This is a genomic window from Streptomyces sp. NPDC058335 (genome assembly GCF_042723915.1).
Taxonomy (GTDB): Bacteria; Actinomycetota; Actinomycetes; order Streptomycetales; family Streptomycetaceae; genus Streptomyces.
The window spans coordinates 101997-116569 of record NZ_JBHXHX010000006.1 but is presented as its reverse complement, the minus strand read 5'-3'; the positions used below and the strand labels follow the sequence as shown (position 1 = coordinate 116569).

12 protein-coding genes are annotated in these 14573 nt (G+C 73.3%); 6 read left to right on the top strand and 6 right to left on the bottom strand.

The window, feature by feature from the left end; translation table 11 throughout:
• Window positions 1–59: 59 nt before the first annotated feature.
• Complete coding sequence (locus ACFWJX_RS13085) at window positions 60–821, bottom strand: hypothetical protein (protein WP_383241102.1); 762 nt, start codon at window positions 819–821, stop codon at window positions 60–62.
• A gap of 291 nt (window positions 822–1112) precedes the next feature.
• Between ACFWJX_RS13085 and purN the strand changes: the two genes are divergently transcribed.
• Both purN and purH read left to right on the top strand, forming a co-directional pair.
• Window positions 1113–1742, top strand: a complete 630-nt coding sequence (purN, locus tag ACFWJX_RS13080; protein WP_383241098.1) for a phosphoribosylglycinamide formyltransferase — start codon at window positions 1113–1115, stop codon at window positions 1740–1742.
• Window positions 1739–3310, top strand: a complete 1572-nt coding sequence (gene purH, locus ACFWJX_RS13075; protein WP_383241095.1) for a bifunctional phosphoribosylaminoimidazolecarboxamide formyltransferase/IMP cyclohydrolase — start codon at window positions 1739–1741, stop codon at window positions 3308–3310. Before purN ends, purH begins: the two co-directional genes overlap by 4 nt.
• 55 nt (window positions 3311–3365) lie before the next feature.
• Here the strand turns inward: purH and ACFWJX_RS13070 are convergent, their stop codons facing one another.
• The 4 genes from ACFWJX_RS13070 to ACFWJX_RS13055 form a co-directional block, all read right to left on the bottom strand.
• Window positions 3366–3947, bottom strand: a complete 582-nt coding sequence (locus ACFWJX_RS13070; RefSeq protein WP_383241092.1) for a peptidoglycan-binding protein — start codon at window positions 3945–3947, stop codon at window positions 3366–3368.
• A gap of 101 nt (window positions 3948–4048) precedes the next feature.
• Window positions 4049–5455: a serine/threonine-protein kinase gene (locus tag ACFWJX_RS13065; protein WP_383241089.1), complete on the bottom strand. Its 1407-nt coding sequence runs from the start codon at window positions 5453–5455 to the stop codon at window positions 4049–4051.
• Window positions 5452–6222 (bottom strand): FHA domain-containing protein, encoded by a 771-nt coding sequence (locus ACFWJX_RS13060; RefSeq protein ID WP_383241087.1) that lies wholly within the window; start codon window positions 6220–6222, stop codon window positions 5452–5454. The genes ACFWJX_RS13065 and ACFWJX_RS13060 overlap by 4 nt, the downstream gene beginning before the upstream one ends.
• A gap of 100 nt (window positions 6223–6322) precedes the next feature.
• On the bottom strand, window positions 6323–6970 hold the full coding sequence (locus ACFWJX_RS13055; RefSeq protein ID WP_383241084.1) for a hypothetical protein: 648 nt from the start codon (window positions 6968–6970) through the stop codon (window positions 6323–6325).
• 281 nt (window positions 6971–7251) lie between these two features.
• Between ACFWJX_RS13055 and ACFWJX_RS13050 the strand changes: the two genes are divergently transcribed.
• From ACFWJX_RS13050 to ACFWJX_RS13035, 4 genes are all read left to right on the top strand, one after another.
• A complete protein-coding gene (locus ACFWJX_RS13050; RefSeq protein ID WP_383241081.1) occupies window positions 7252–8106 on the top strand; it encodes a bifunctional methylenetetrahydrofolate dehydrogenase/methenyltetrahydrofolate cyclohydrolase in 855 nt (284 codons plus the stop codon).
• The gene (locus tag ACFWJX_RS13045; RefSeq protein ID WP_383241078.1) at window positions 8096–8641 is read left to right on the top strand and encodes a DUF3017 domain-containing protein; all 546 of its coding nucleotides are present in this window, start codon (window positions 8096–8098) and stop codon (window positions 8639–8641) included. Before ACFWJX_RS13050 ends, ACFWJX_RS13045 begins: the two co-directional genes overlap by 11 nt.
• Before the next feature lie 265 nt (window positions 8642–8906).
• A complete protein-coding gene (locus ACFWJX_RS13040; RefSeq protein WP_383241075.1) occupies window positions 8907–9770 on the top strand; it encodes a DUF2690 domain-containing protein in 864 nt (287 codons plus the stop codon).
• A 377-nt stretch (window positions 9771–10147) separates the two neighbouring features.
• On the top strand, window positions 10148–11137 hold the full coding sequence (locus ACFWJX_RS13035; RefSeq protein ID WP_383241072.1) for a malate dehydrogenase: 990 nt from the start codon (window positions 10148–10150) through the stop codon (window positions 11135–11137).
• A gap of 90 nt (window positions 11138–11227) precedes the next feature.
• Here the strand turns inward: ACFWJX_RS13035 and ACFWJX_RS13030 are convergent, their stop codons facing one another.
• On the bottom strand, window positions 11228–14572 hold the full coding sequence (locus ACFWJX_RS13030) for an SAV_2336 N-terminal domain-related protein (protein ID WP_383241069.1): 3345 nt from the start codon (window positions 14570–14572) through the stop codon (window positions 11228–11230).
• Window position 14573: the final 1 nt, after the last annotated feature.

Sequence of the window (14573 nt, the reverse complement as noted above, 5' to 3'; positions counted from 1 at the left end):
CGGGCCTCGTCCTCAGACGCCGGACGGGCTGGATGGCCCGACGGCGTTTCCAGCGGCCCCTAGTTGTTCTCCCCCAGGACGTCTCTCAACGGCTCCGGCAGCAGGCTGTCGCAGGACTGCTTGGACTCGTTGGTCAGGGCGTCCTTCGTGCAGGTGTAGTAGTCGCTGTAGACCAACTGCGCCGTGAAGGTGAGGGCTACCAGGGCCAGGGCCAGGGACGCGGTCACCAGGCCGCTGATGGCTGCCGTGGTCTGGGGGCGGGCGGGCGGCTCGGGGTTGTCCGGGTCGGGCGTGCGCGGCTTGGCGCGGAGGGCGCTGATGCCCCAGTTGAGGGCGAGGGCGCCGAGGAGGAGAGCGACGTAGGGCCAGCCGAAGAGGGCGAAGAAGAAGGCCCACATGCCGCACAGGAGGGCGTAGCGCGCGCGGCGCTGGGACGGGTCCTTGGGGTCCCAGCGCGGGTTGGGCGCGGAGCCGGGGCTGCCGCCCTCGGGAGGGCCGCCGGGGCGGTCGCCGAAGCCGTCGCCGGAGCGGCCGGGCTGGCGGTCGCTCCACTGGCTGCCCCAGGGGGAGTACCCCGGGGGGGTGTCGCCGGCGGGAGGCTCGCCGCCGCCCTGAGCCGGGCGGCGGGGCTGCCAGGGGCGGTCGGGGGTGCCTTCCGGGGGCGGGGCGAAGGGGTTGTCGTCCTTCGACGAGGAATCCCTCGACGAGGAGTCCTCGTCGGGCGGGGAGGTTGGGCGCTCCCGCAGCAGCACGGCGCCGCGCTCCCCTCCCTGTGGTGACTGCGGGGGGAGCGTGAGGAGTCGCAGACTGCGGTCCGGCATCAAGAGAGCGTCTTCCCCTAAGTGATCACGACGGTGGTTGTTCGGTGTGAGCGGTCACCCGGGAAACGCTCCGCACGACGACCGCGTTCCCGAGCCCGTTCGCCCCAGACGCTACCTTCCGGCCACGCCCCCGTCCCGCGGGGGCCGCCGGGTGTGCCGGTATCGTTGCTGACGGTCGGCCGCTTCGTAGACTTCCCCGTATCCCGGGACGCGAAGCATTCGTATGAATGCACAAGCGCGGCGTCGTGAGTCGGCCGACGTACAGACGCTCCCCCGAGAAAGGGCCCCACAGTGGCCGCCAAGCCCGTGGCCAAGCGCCTCGTCGTGCTGGTCTCCGGTTCCGGTACGAATCTTCAGGCGCTGCTCGACGAGATCGCCGCGACCGGTGTCGAGTCCTACGGCGCCGAGATCGTGGCCGTCGGCGCCGACCGTGAGGGCATCGAGGGCCTCGCGCGGGCCGAGCGGGCCGGCATCCCCACCTTCGTGTGCAAGGTGAAGGACCACGGGACGCGGGAGGAGTGGGACGCCGCCCTCGCGGAGGCCGTCGCCGCCCATGAGCCCGACCTCGTCGTGTCCGCCGGGTTCATGAAGATCGTCGGCAAGGAGTTCCTGGCGCGGTTCGGTGGGCGGTTCGTCAACACCCATCCCGCCCTGCTCCCCAGTTTCCCGGGGGCCCACGGAGTGCGTGACGCGCTCGCGTACGGCGCCCGGGTCACCGGCTGCACCGTCCACTTCGTCGACGACGGCGTCGACACCGGCCCGATCATCGCGCAGGGCGTGGTGGAGGTCCGGGACGAGGACGACGAGAGCGCGCTGCACGAGCGCATCAAGGAAGTCGAGCGAAGGCTGCTCGTCGAGGTCGTGGGGCGCCTGGCCCGCAACGGCTATCGCATCGAGGGACGAAAGGTAGTTATCCAGTGACCGCCGAGAGCAACGAGAGCACCCAGCGGCCGATCCGTCGCGCGCTCGTCAGCGTCTACGACAAGACCGGCCTCGAGGAGCTGGCCCGCGGGCTGCACGAGGCCGGTGTCACCCTCGTCTCCACCGGGTCCACCGCCTCCCGCATCGCCGCCGCCGGCGTCCCCGTCACCAAGGTCGAGGAGCTGACCGGCTTCCCCGAGTGCCTGGACGGCCGCGTCAAGACCCTGCACCCCAGGGTGCATGCCGGCATCCTCGCCGACCTGCGGCTGGAGGATCATCGGCGGCAGCTCGCGGAGCTGGGCGTCGAGCCGTTCGACCTCGTCGTCGTGAACCTCTACCCGTTCCGCGAGACGGTCGCCTCCGGTGCCTCGCCCGACGAGTGCGTCGAGCAGATCGACATCGGCGGGCCGTCCATGGTGCGCGCCGCCGCCAAGAACCACCCGTCGGTCGCCGTGGTCACCAGCCCCGAGCGCTACGGCGACGTCCTCGCCGCCGTCAGCAGCGGCGGCTTCGACCTGGCCGGCCGCAAGCGGCTCGCGGCCGAGGCCTTCCGGCACACCGCCGAGTACGACATCGCGGTGTCCTCCTGGTTCGCCTCCTCCTACGCCCCCGCCGACGACTCGCCGTTCCCGTCGTTCCTCGCCACCAGCCTGGAGCGCGCGCACACCCTGCGCTACGGCGAGAACCCGCACCAGCCCGCCGCCCTCTACACCGCGGGCACGGGCGGCCTGGCGCAGGCCGAGCAGCTGCACGGCAAGGAGATGTCGTACAACAACTACGCGGACACGGACGCAGCCCGCCGTGCCGCGTACGACCACGCCGAGCCGGCCGTCGCGATCATCAAGCACGCCAACCCGTGCGGCATCGCGATCGGCACGGACGTCGCCGAGGCGCACCGCAAGGCGCACGCCTGCGACCCGCTGTCGGCGTTCGGCGGCGTGATCGCCGTCAACCGGCCGGTCAGCAAGGAGATGGCCGAGCAGGTCGCCGAGATCTTCACCGAGGTCATCGTCGCGCCCGGCTACGAGGACGGCGCGCTGGAGGCCCTGGCCAGGAAGAAGAACATCCGCGTCCTGCGCTGCGCCGACGGCCCCGCCCACCCCGTGGACGTCAAGCCGATCGACGGCGGTGCCCTCCTCCAGGTCGCCGACCGCCTCCAGGCCGAGGGCGACGACCCGGCCAACTGGACGCTGGCGACGGGCGAGGCGCTCACCGCCGAGGAGCTGGCCGAGCTGTCCTTCGCCTGGAAGGCGTGCCGGGCCGTGAAGTCCAACGCGATCCTGCTCGCCAAGGACGGCGCCTCGGTCGGTGTCGGCATGGGGCAGGTCAACCGGGTGGACTCCGCGAAGCTCGCCGTCGAGCGGGCCGGTGCCGAGCGCGCGCAGGGGTCGTACGCCGCCTCCGACGCGTTCTTCCCCTTCCCGGACGGGCTGGAGATCCTCGTCGAGGCCGGGGTGAAGGCCGTGGTCCAGCCGGGTGGTTCGGTCCGTGACGAGCTGGTCGTCGAGGCCGCGAAGAAGGCGGGCGTCACCATGTACTTCACGGGGACGCGGCACTTCTTCCACTGAGCGGCACGAGCACGCGGAGGGCCCGCCGGCGGACCGGCGGGCCCTCCGCCGTGGGTCAGTCGCAGTAGTTGGCGGTGTACGAGGCGTACACCGCGCCGCCCCCGGCCTGGGAGCCGGAGGTGTAGAGGATGTACCTGCCCTCGGCGGTACGGAGGAAGTCGAGGTCGCGGACCGCGCCGTCGTACCTCACCCGGAGCCACTCGCCCGACGCGCTGCTCCCCGAGTCGTACCTCAGCTTGCTGTCGGCGTAGCCGAACGTGTTGGTGCCGACCTTTCCGTCGGCGTCGTTGAACGAGTCGGCCAGTCCCCAGGTCACCTGGAGCCTCTTGGTGGCGTGCGCGGTGTTGGGCCCGAAGATGCCGTCGACGTCCGCGAGGTCGTAGTCCGTGCCGTCCGACTCGTTGGCGCCCTCGGCCCACAGGATCTGCTGCCACAGGCACGTGGCGGACGAGTTGCTGTAGGACGAGGTGGACAGCAGCCCCTCGTCGCCGAAGTCGTCCGTCCAGGTGGCGCCCCCGTTGATGTAGCCGCTGGAGGCCGATGCCGAGGCCGGCGAGGCGCTGACCGCCAGTGCGCAGGCGGCCGACGCCGCGACGATTGCGGCGCCGAGGCGGGTGCGCGTCATACGGAGGGTCATGGTGGTTCCTTCCCCGTTGGTGTGTACGTGCTGCTTTGCCAGGACCATGCTGGCCGGGGTCGGTGGCCGGGGGTACCTGCAACATTTCAGGGAATCAGGGCTCAGCCGGTGGTCACGTCCCCGCAGTGCCCGATGAGCTGGTGGGACCGGGGCGCGTAGGTGCCCGCCAGATTGCCCTGGGCGTGCTGACCGGTGCAGCCGGTGCGCATGCGGGCGTTGGGGCGGGTGATGTCCGCGCCGAGGGGGGTGTAGTCGCGGCCCCGGTAGTAGGCGACGCCGCCCAGGCCCGTCGACTCGTCCCCGTTGTAGAAGATCGACTTCACCGGGCGGTCGGCGGTCCACATGCAGGTCTCCCTGCCTGACAGCCAGTCGGGGTCGCTCTCCTCCCACGCGCACATCTCGCCGTTGCCGTTCTCCTCGCTGAAGAAGCAGACGGAGGGGAGCGGGCAGCGGTGATAGCCGTACGACGGTCCCTCGTCCCGCAGGGTCGCGTACGTCACCGTCCCGGCCGCCGCCAGGAGCGCCGCGGTCACGGCGGCCACCAGGGCGGGGCGGCGCCATCTGCGAGGGCGCAGCCGGGGCAGGCGGGCGGAGCGGGTGGTGCCCGCGGCCTCCTCCGCGCGGCGCAGCAGCGTGGGCGCGTCGTGGGCGGCCCGGCCCTGGTGGGTGCGGGAGAGGCAGTCGGCGATGATCTGCCGCCAGACGGCGGGGAGCCGGGGCGAGAGGCGGAGTTCCTCGGCGCCCCGGGCGTAGCGCATCGCCGCGTCGGTGCGGGCCTCGGTGGTGGCGCCCGGCAGCGGGTACGTGCCGGTGAGGACCACGTGCGCCAGGACCCCGAAGGCCCAGATGTCGGCGGTGGGGCGGATGCGGGTGCCGCGTTCGCTGACCTCGGGCCAGAGGAGTTCCGGCGGGGTGTAGTCGGGGGTGGTGAAGGCGGGCGAGTAGGCGTGGGTGCCTTCGAGTTCGGCGGCCGTGTTGAAGTCGGCCAGGCGTACCGAACCGTCCTTCAGCAGCAGGACGTTGCCGGGCTTGAGGTCGCCGTGCACCCAGCCGGCGTGGTGCAGCTGGCTCAGTCCCTCGCAGATCTGGGCGAGCAGCGCGGGACCGGAGGCGGGTGCCGGAGCCTGGTCGAGCAGGGTGTCCAGGGAGCCTTCGGCCCGCTCCAGGACGAGGACGGTGGCGCCGTCGAGTTCGGGGTGGTCCGGGTCCTCGACGGTGAGGGTCTCGTACATGCGGATCAGCCGGGGTGCGCGCAGCCGCTCCAGCAACTCGACCTCGCGCTCGGCCAGTTCCCGCAGGTGGTGCAGTTGGCGCGGGGTGCGGGTGCCGGTCGGCAGGAACTTCAGCGCCGCGGCCGGCGGCAGTCCGGTGCCGGGCAGCGTGTTCCGCGCCGCGTACACGGTCGCGAACGCGCCGGACGCTAGCGGCTCGCGCACCTCCCAGCGGCCGATCCGGTAGCCCTTGGGTACGGCGACGGCGTACGGCCGCCCGTGGGTGGACCCGGTCATGACGCCGCCTTTCCGGACATGGGGATGCCGAGCTTTCCGGTTGCGGGGGCGTCGAGCAGGAGCAGGTCCTCTTCGCGTACGAGGTCGAAGCGCAGGGCCAGCGAGACCAGGGACTCCTTCTTGCCGTTGAGGCGCTGGCCGGGCATCGCGGTGTCCGGGCCGGGCCGGAGACGGAGCTTGACGGCCAGGTAGTCGATGTTCCAGGCGACGGAGGAGCGGCCGGCCGCGGGCCAGGAGGGACGCAGCCGCTCGACCACCTCGTCGACGGTGGGCAGCGGGGCGTGCGGTGCGCCGCGCAGACGGGGTTCGCACAGGGCGGCCAGTACGGCGAAATAGCGTTTGGTGCGGTCGAGCGCGAACGCCGGGGCCGTGGTGGTGCCGGGAGTGCCGGGGCCGGCGGCGCGGGCGCGGAAGCCGTGGCACGGCGCCCATACGTCGAAGCTGAGCAGGTCGCCGGCGGCGGGCAGGACCACCCGGGAGAACTCGAACGGGATGGGCGAGTCCTGCCGGCCGGGAGCGACCTTGACGTGTTCGCCGGCCCCTTCGGGGTTCTCCACCACGTACGTCTGGTGGGCGCTGTGGTTGGTCAGCATCCAGAACGCGCGATGTGCGGTGATCTCCCCGGCCAGCCGGGACACTCCGTCGTGCGAGATCACCAGGTCGTTGCCCGTGGCCGCCCGGCCGAAGGCGAGTCGCTCGCCCGGCCCGATCCTCAGCTGTTCGGCGGTCCCGTCGCAGTGCGGTGGTACGACGATGATGGTGTACATACGTCGGCCTCCCCCTAGTCCGACGAGTCAGGGTAAGGGCTTGCTCCCATGACTCCCATGCCTTTCCCGGGCGCGTCGGACGGAGAGGGAGGCGTCAGGTTCAGTAGCGGGGGCGCTGGAACCAGGCCGCGCTCTCGCGCTTCGCGGACAGGACGATCGCCACGATGGAGACCGCCATGAGGAGGAGGCCGAGACCCCAGTACGCGAGCATGAAGATGCCGGTGACGATCGCGAAAGAGCTGTACACGATCGAGCACACGCGCACCGTGTTGCCGCCCTTGGCGTACTGGAGGAGCAGCACCAGGCCGAGGATCGCGAACACCGTGGCCAGAGCGAGGAAGAAGACGACGACCCCCTTGCCCAGGTCGGCGAACCTCTCCGCCTCCGCGTCGCCGGTGATGCCCGCCTCCGTCATCACCTCGTCCCACTGGGTCAGGAAGTAGACGTACGCACCGGCGATGATCGCGTGCGCCAGCGCGATCACGCCCACCAGGATCTGCGCGACGCGGGTCGGCCGCGGCATCTCCGCCGGGCCGCCGGGGTGGTAGCCGCCCGGGAACCGCGGGTCCCCGCCCGGGTACTGCGGCGGATACGGCTGCTGCGGGTAGGGCTGCTGCTGGTACGGCGGGGCCTGCGGGACGCCGTAGCCGGAGGCGGGCTGCTGCTGCGGCGGCTGGCCGTGGCCGGGGGCGGTCGGGGGCTGCTGGGGCGGCGGCCCGTAGGGGTTGTTCGGCTCGCCGAAACTCATGGCGGTCCTTCCTCCGTGTGCACTGACGTGCGGGGACGACGCGTGGCACATGCGGAGGAAGGTCGTACGGATGCGGTGCGTCCCCCCGGTACTGCCCGCGGCACTGGGCGTCAATCGTTCGTCAGCGGCCGGTTCGTTGTCCAGCCGGTTGCCCGGGACGTTGTGCAAGTGCAACCCCATGGATCACCGCCGGAGTGATCGTCGTACCGGCCGGGTCGGGGGCGCCGGGCCGGAGTCACCCGGATTGGAACCGGGAGGGCGTCATCCGGGAGGATGGGTCCATGACCGCCCAGATTCTCGATGGCAAGGCCACCGCGGCCGAGATCAAGTCGGACCTGACCGCCCGAGTGGCGGCGCTGAAGGCGAAGGGCGTCACGCCCGGCCTCGGCACGATCCTCGTCGGGGACGATCCCGGCAGCCAGAAGTACGTCGCCGGCAAGCACCGTGACTGCGCCCAGGTGGGCATCGCCTCCATCCAGCGCGAGCTGCCCGGCACGGCCACGCAGGAGGAGATCGAGGCGGTCGTCCGCGAGCTGAACGAGGACCCGGACTGCACCGGCTACATCGTGCAGCTCCCGCTGCCCAAGGGCATCGACGAGAACCGCGTCCTCGAACTGATGGACCCCGCCAAGGACGCCGACGGCCTGCACCCGACGAACCTCGGCCGCCTCGTGCTCAACGAACCCGCCCCGCTGCCCTGCACGCCCAACGGCGTGCTGACCCTGCTGCGCCGCCACGGCGTCGAGATCAAGGGCGCCGACGTCGTCGTCATCGGCCGCGGCGTGACCATCGGCCGCTCGATGCCGCTGCTGCTGACCCGGCGCAGCGAGAACGCCACGGTCACCCAGTGCCACACCGGCACCCGTGACCTCTCGGCACATCTCAGGCGCGCGGACATCATCGTCGCCGCCGCGGGCTCCGCACACCTGGTCCGCGCCGAGGACGTCAAGCCGGGCGCGGCCGTCCTCGACGTGGGCGTCTCCCGCAACGCGGAGGGCAAGATCGTGGGCGACGTCCACCCGGACGTCCGCGAGGTGGCCGGCTGGATCTCCCCGAACCCCGGCGGCGTCGGCCCGATGACCCGCGCCCAGCTGCTCGTCAACGTGGTCGAGGCGGCGGAGCGCAGTGTCGGCTGACCAGAGGAACCACCCCGACCGCGGCGACCGTACGGACGGCACCGACGCCGACGGTGACGCGAACACGTCCGCCTACGAGCGGGCGTTCACGGAGCCGGTCGTCCGCGACCCGGTCAGCGCACCCGACGCCGAGGGCGTCCCGCGCCGGACCACGCGCCGCTTCCCCCGGTTCACGCGGGACACCGCCCGCCCCGAGGGCGGTGGCCGGGCCGCACCCGGAGACGCCCCCGCCCCCGCCCGGCAGTGGCCGATGCTCGCCGTCCTCGGCCTGGTCGCGCTGGGCCTGCTGGTGACCGCCCTCGACCAGTTCCGCGTCGGCACGATCCTGATCGGCGCCGCCCTGCTCGGCGGCGCGGCCCTGCGCTGGCTCCTGCCCGGCGTCGGCATGCTCGCCGTCCGCTCCCGCTTCACCGACATCGCCACGTACGGCCTGCTGGGCGCGGCGATCGTCCTGCTGGCGCTGATGGCCCAGCCCGACCCGTTGCTGCAGATCCCCTTCCTGAAGGACACCCTGCACTTCACGGTCGACGGCTGACGGTCCGGTCCGGTCCCTGCGTACGACGGCCCGTCCTCTCCCCCGAGAAGGACGGGCCGCCGCGCCGTGTTCCACGCTGCCTCACCGTGAAGCTCCTGTTCAACGCCCGGCCGTGCGCTGTGGCACAGCGGTGACCGTTCCGCCACCGTGTGCGCGCCACGCCACAGTCGCCCCCGTTCCCGGAACCGATCCCGCCGGGGAAGCCGTGGTCGTCGGACGGGCGCTACGGTGACCGCAGGGGGACACGGCGGAGGAAGGGGGATCGATGCCTCGCTGGAAGGATCTGCCCGACGGACTGGATCCGCAGGTCGCGGAGTTCGTCGCGCAACTGCGCCGGATCGTGGACGGCGACGGTTCGAGCCTCGCCGCGCTCGCCGACCGCACCGGCTACGGCAGGACGTCCTGGGAGCGCTACCTCAACGGCCGGCTGCTCGCCCCCAAGGGCGCGGTCGTCGCCCTGGCCGAGGTCACCGGCACCGACCCGGTCCCGCTGATCACCCTGTGGGAACTGGCCGAGCGCGCCTGGAGCCGCTCGGAACTGCGCCACGACAACGCCACCGAGGCCGTACGCCTGTCCCGTGCCCGGCCGGTGACGGCCCCGGCGGCATCCGCGGCCGGGCCGCCTCCCGCCGCCGCCCGCCCCACGCGGCGCCCCACGATGTTCCTCGCCGGGGCGCTCGGGGTGGTGATCGTCGCCGTGGGCGCCTTCTTCCTGACCGACGGCGGACCCGCCGAGCGGAACCGGACCGCCGCCGGGACCCCCGCCCCGTCCGCCACCCCGACCCGCAGCCTGCCGCCCGGCGTGCTGTGCGCGGGTCCGGACTGCACCGGCAGGGACCCGGAGGAGACGGGGTGCGGCGACGAACACGTCACCACGGCCGCCAGCATCACCGTCGGCACGACCCTGGTGGAGGTCCGCTACAGCGATACCTGCGGTGCCGCCTGGGGCCGGATCGTCCGGGCGGTGCAGGGGGACACGGTCCGGGTGACGGTCGGCCGGGTGCAGCAGAGCGGCGGCATCACGACCGTCGGCGACACGCTCGCGTACACCCCGATGGTGGCGGTGGAGGAACCGGGCGAGATGCGCGCGTGCGCGGAACTGGCGTCGGGGGAGCGGGGCTGCACCTAGGCCGACACGCGGCGCCGGCAGGGGGCCGGGAAAACGGGTGGGAAAAACTCGCGTCCGCAGGAATACCCGGCTCCGCCCCGGGCACGCGAACCGTACCCCCACGGGAGTCCGGCACGACCCGGTACCCCCACCGGCGGCCGCTCGGTTCCCCCCTCTCCCGGACCGGCGGCCGCCTCTTCGTCTCCGGGGCCGTGCACCTGGACGCCGTACCGAACCGCAAGCCGATGTCACTCTGTGGGACGGGCCACACAACCCCGGACGTACGTCGTCCCGGATGCGCGATAGCCTGACCGCTGGATGGATCTCTTGATGCCAAGAGATCGATCAAACGTCCGGGGCAGGGACGCCCCACCGCCAGCTGTCATACGGAGAACGCCATGACCCGCACTCCCGTGAACGTCACCGTCACCGGCGCGGCCGGCCAGATCGGTTACGCACTGCTCTTCCGCATCGCCTCCGGCCAGCTGCTCGGCGCGGACGTGCCGGTCAAGCTGCGCCTCCTGGAGATCACGCCCGCTCTGAAGGCCGCCGAGGGCACCGCCATGGAGCTGGACGACTGCGCGTTCCCGCTGCTCCAGGGCATCGACATCACCGACGACCCCAACGTCGCCTTCGACGGCACCAACGTCGCGCTCCTCGTGGGCGCCCGCCCGCGCACCAAGGGCATGGAGCGCGGTGACCTCCTGGAGGCCAACGGCGGCATCTTCAAGCCGCAGGGCAAGGCCATCAACGACAACGCCGCGGACGACATCAAGGTCCTCGTCGTCGGCAACCCGGCCAACACCAACGCGCTGATCGCCCAGGCCGCCGCCCCGGACGTACCGGCCGAGCGCTTCACCGCGATGACCCGCCTGGACCACAACCGCGCGCTGACCCAGCTCGCGAAGAAGACGGGCTCCACGGTCGCCGACATCAAGCGCCTCACCATCTGGGGCAACCACTCGGCCACGCAGTACCCGGACATCTTCCACGCCACCGTCGCCGGCAAGAACGCCGCCGAGGTCGTCAACGACGAGAAGTGGCTGGCCGAGGACTTCATCCCGACCGTCGCCAAGCGCGGTGCGGCCATCATCGAGGCGCGTGGCGCGTCCTCCGCCGCCTCCGCCGCCAACGCGGCCGTCGACCACGTGTACACGTGGGTCAACGGCACCGCCGAGGGCGACTGGGCCTCCATGGGCATCCCGTCCGACGGCTCCTACGGTGTCCCGGAGGGCCTCATCTCCTCCTTCCCGGTCACCACGAAGAACGGCGCCTACGAGATCGTCCAGGGCCTGGACATCAACGAGTTCTCCCGCGCCCGCATCGACGCCTCCGTGCAGGAGCTGGCGGAGGAGCGCGAGGCGGTCCGCTCGCTCGGCCTCATCTGAGCCCTCCGGCTCCACCACGCGTCCGACTCCCCGATCCCCGGGCGGCACCGACCGCCCGGGGATCGGTGCGTCCGGCGCGTCCGTCGGCACCTAGGTGCCTGCCACGATCCGCTCCGCCAGGTCCAGGAACGCGTTCAGCGTCGGGGGCCGCAACCGGCTGAGCTGCCGGAACCGCGGCGAGCCGAGCGCCTTGTCGAAGGGGACGGGCACCACCTGGTTGACGCTGATCCCGAGGCGGCCCGCGAGCGCGGCCGGGACCCGGCGGGCCGAGGGCCCCTCGACCTCGGTGACGACGACGAGCGCCTCGTCGGCCAGCCGCCACCGCCGTGCCTCGCGCAGCCGGTCGAGCGTCTGCCGGGCGGCGCGAAGGAACCAGTCGGCGGTGCCGCAGCACAGGATCAGCCGGTCGGTCAGATCGAGGACGGTGTCGGCCGAGGCGTCCAGCCGTTGCGGTGCCCAGTCGGTGAGGACGAAGGAGTAGTACGGCTCGGTGCGGGCCAGGACGTGCTCGTAGGCCTGGGCGTGGACGAGGTTCGGGTTGGCGTGGCCGGACGGGTGCGCGGCCACTTCGAGGCCGGACGGGAGCCGGGTGGTGAGGGCGCGGACCTCCTCGTAGGAGGAGTCGGCGGGCAGGCCCGCGAGGTCGCGGACGGTGGCCGGGTTGCGATGGCTGAGGAAGCGGTCGAGGGCCCCTTCGTGGGCGGCCCCGTCGAGCGCGAGGACGGGTTCGCCCCGCACCGCGGCGAGCAGCGTGCCCAGCACCATCGTGGTCGTGGCCCGGCCGCTGTAGTGGTAGGCGCCGACGAGGGTGAGACGCCGGCTGTGGCGCAGCGGCGCGCGCAGCCGGGCCAGCCGGGCCTCCGCCTCGCGCCGGGCGGCGCCGAACGGGGACCGCCGCAGCGGCAGGTCGACCGGGTAGGACGAGACGGCGGCCGGTGACAGGGCGAGCGGGACGCGTTCCGTGGGCCGGGCGGTGACCGTGGACGACGGCGGAACGGTGCGTTCGACGCGGGACTGGGCGATGTACCGGGCGAGGACGTCCGCGACGTCGGCCGCGGCGGGGCGCCGCTCGGGGGCGGGGTCGAGGCAGCGCAGGACGAGCCGGCGCAGCCGGTTCCAGGTGTCGCCCTGCCACAGGTGCATGCCCTCGGGTCGGCCGGGCAGTTCCCAGCCCGCCTTGCTGCTGACGAGCTGGAGCAGTTCGCCCAGCGCCCGCACGTTGTCCTCGGGGGTCGGCGGGGTTCCGGCCCCCGCCCATACGCCGTCCACCGCGCAGTCGGACAGGTCGGCGAGGACCACCGACCGGCGCAGCACGAAGATGTTCTCCGCGTTGAGGCCCGCGGGCACGAGTCCGTGCAGATGGCACAGGGCGAGGGCGCCGGCCAGGTGCCAGCCGACGACCAGCGCGGTGATCTTGTCGAAGGGGGCGGTGCCGTCGGCGTGGGCCGCGTTGAAGATCTCCGACAGGCGTGGCGCGGCGTGCTGCCGGGAGCTGTCGTCGATCGGGGCGGCGGCCAGCCAGGGCGGGTCCTCCTCGGCTCCGGTGGCGAGCAGCGCGGGCGCGTACTGCCCGCCGAGCCGGCGCAGTGCTTCGGCCTCGACCTCGATCAGCCGGGCGTGACCGGCCGGGAGGTCGAGGCGCGGGGTGCGCACCAGGGCGGGCGTCCCCTCGTCGTCGACGCCGTAGTACTCCGTGAGCCGGCGCAGGCGGCGGCGGCGGGTCAGCCGGTAGGGGCCGAGGCGGCGCGGGTCGTCGTCGGTGAGCCGGCCCCAGCCGTCCTCCGCGGCGGCGGTCTGCGCCCGGCCCGGCCCGAGTCCCTCCGACTCCGGGTCGAACGACACCCCGAACCGGGTGAGCAGCCGCCGCTCGACGCTGGTGAACGGACGGCGGCTGCCGAACAGCCGGGCCGGGCCGTCCGGGTGGGCGAGCCAGGCCGGGAAGTCGGGGGAGCGGCCCGCGAGCAGCTCCAGACGGCGCCCGATGCTGCGGCTGGTGCGCAGGAGTTCGGCCTGCGGGACCGCGTCGAGGAGGACCAGCCGGGACGCTTCGGAGAAGTCGAAGACCTGGTGCTTGGCGGGGAGCGGTCCGGGCACGGGCGCGGGGTGCGGGCGCATGAGGCCGCCCAGGAAGACCTCGGCGAGGTGCGAGGTGCGCGCCCGCCAGGGAACCGCCGTCTGCACGAGCCGCATGACCGGCACCGTCAGCGGCGACACCGCCGCCAGATGGGCGGCGAGGCGGTACGCCTCCGGGGTCGCCGCGTCCCGGAACCGCTGGGCGTCGGCCCGGCCGTCGGCGGGGGCGAGTGCGGGCGGGCGGCCGGGCGGGGCCAGCAGGGGCAGGGAGACCGTCGCGCCGGGCGAGGCGAGGAGGTGCGCCCAGTTCCGCACGGAGGCCGCCGTCGGTTCCAGGACCGGGACCGGTACGCCGCCGAACTCGGCCAGCTCGGCCGGAAGCACCGGATCGGTGATGTCCCAGGAGGCGTTGGCGCCACCGATGCGCCGGGTGGTGGCCTGCCACCGCTCGGCCTGGATGCCGGAGCCCTCCCACAGGTCGGGCGGCAGGGTGTGCAGGACGGCGGTGGGTCCGCGGGACGCCCAGGACGCCAGCAGCCGGTGCAGGGTGCCGCTGCGCCAGGAGGCGCCCATGCCGTCGCTGACGACGAGGACGAGCGTGTGCCCCGACGGGTCGTTGACGGCGCTCAGCGGGACGGGGGTGCTGTCGTGCCGGAACGGGCGGGCGTGCAGCCGGGGTTCCTGGGCGGCCCGGGTGTCGAGGCCGAGGACACGGCTGGTGGCGAAGGCGCCCAACCGCTCCAGCAGGGTGCGAAGTTCGGCGCCGAGACGGTGCCACAGCAGCATCGACAGGCCGTCGTCGACGAGCAGGATCAGATGGAGCCAGCGCTCCTGCACGGGGCGCTGCACCACGTCGGGCAGCCGGGTCTCGGCGAGTTCCGTGGCGGTGCGTTCCTCGTCGATCTCCAGCCGGTGCGGGCTGGCGCGGCGCCGCCGCAACGGGCGCAGCGCCCGGCCCAGTTCCAGTTCGCCCGTCAGGGCCTTGTCCTCGGGGACGCGGACGGGCATCGCCCGGTCCGGCTCGGGACTCTGCCGCAGCCGGATGTCGGGGATCGACGGGGGTGGTGCGGCCGGGCGGGCCGAGCCGTAGAGGGAGGGCCCGGTGAGGTCGGGCAGGTCCGGCTCGCCCGGTTCCGGCGCGGGCCGGGCGGGCGTCGGCTCCCGCTCCTCGGGAGGCCGCGGCGGGACGGGGGCCGGGGGTTCCGCGGGGGCGGCCCTGTGCAGCGGGGCGGCCGCCCCGGCGGGCAGCCGCCGGGCCAGCCAGAGCACGTCGAGCACCTGGCCCGCGTCCAGCTCACGCCCGCCGGCCCGCAGCACCCGCAGCACCTCGGCGAGCCGCGCCCCGCCCCCCGACCCGCTCATG